This is a genomic window from Bacteroides sp. ET71 (assembly GCF_023336905.1).
Classification (GTDB): Bacteria; Bacteroidota; Bacteroidia; order Bacteroidales; family Bacteroidaceae; genus Bacteroides.
Genome location: NZ_JAMBLS010000107.1, coordinates 1 through 1007, shown reverse-complemented (window position 1 = coordinate 1007; position 1007 = coordinate 1). Strand labels below are relative to the sequence as shown.

3 protein-coding genes are annotated in these 1007 nt (G+C 58.1%); all 3 read left to right on the top strand.

The genetic code is table 11. From position 1 onward, the window contains the following. Nucleotides 1–501 (top strand): TraG family conjugative transposon ATPase (locus M3090_RS15385; RefSeq protein ID WP_204483390.1); only part of this gene is annotated, 501 nt, incomplete at its 5' end. 4 nt (nt 502–505) lie between these two features. Next, a complete protein-coding gene (locus M3090_RS15380; RefSeq protein ID WP_204404721.1) occupies nt 506–787 on the top strand; it encodes a DUF3876 domain-containing protein in 282 nt (93 codons plus the stop codon). Between the two features lie 26 nt (nt 788–813). Further along, nucleotides 814–1007, top strand: a 194-nt coding sequence (locus M3090_RS15375; protein ID WP_249057732.1) for a DUF4141 domain-containing protein, incomplete at its 3' end; no start/stop codon positions are given.

Below are 1007 nucleotides of genomic sequence, written 5' to 3'. Positions count from 1 at the left end.
GTCATCGAGGAAGCGTGGAAGGCCATCGCCTCGGCGAACATGGCGGACTACATCCGCTACCTCTACAAGACCGTCCGCAAGTTCTACGGGGAGGCGGTGGTGGTCACGCAGGAAGTGGAGGACATCATCTCCTCGCCGATTGTGAAGGAGAGCATCATCAACAACTCGGACTGCAAGATTCTCCTTGACCAGCGGAAATACCTGAACAAGTTCGACCAGATACAGACGCTGCTCGGGCTGACGGACAAGGAGAAGGGGCAGATTCTTTCGGTGAACATGTCCAACGACCCGACGCGAAAGTATAAGGAGGTGTGGTTCGGGCTGGGCGGCGTGCAGTCGGCGGTGTATGCGACGGAAACCTCATTGGAGGAATACCTCTGTTACACCACCGAAGAGAGCGAGAAAGTGGAGGTGCAGCGCATGGCGGAGAAGCTCGGCGGCAACATCGAGCTGGCCATCAAGCGGCTGGCAGAGGAGAAACGGAACGCAAGGGAGGGATGAGCCTATGGAATATGCCACGTTGTTCCCGCTCGACCGCATCTGCGGACGGTGGAAAAGCCGGGGCAAGTCGCCCCCGGTCAGGGTGTACCGCGAAGGGCGCACGTACCGCATCGCCCTCGCCTACCGCTGGGGAGCCGTGCTGACCGCCACGCTCTACCGGAACGGACAGGGAACGTGGGCGGAACTGCCCGAAAGGGTGCAGGTCGCCTATGACGAAGATAACGAGCGGCTCGTGCTCGCCTCGGAAGGGGTGTATGTACGGGACTGCATGGAATATGAATATTGACAAGGACATTTTAATCATCAACGGACATGAAAAGAATACCAATGGCAATCTGCCTTACGGCCTTGCTCTGCACCGCCACGACAGTCCGGGCGCAATGGGTGACCTTTGACCCGTCGAACCTCGCGCAGAGCATCGTGAACACCACGCGGAACGTGATACAGACCACCACGACCGCCGAGAACATGGTGAAGAACTTTCAGGAAACGGTCAAGATTTACGA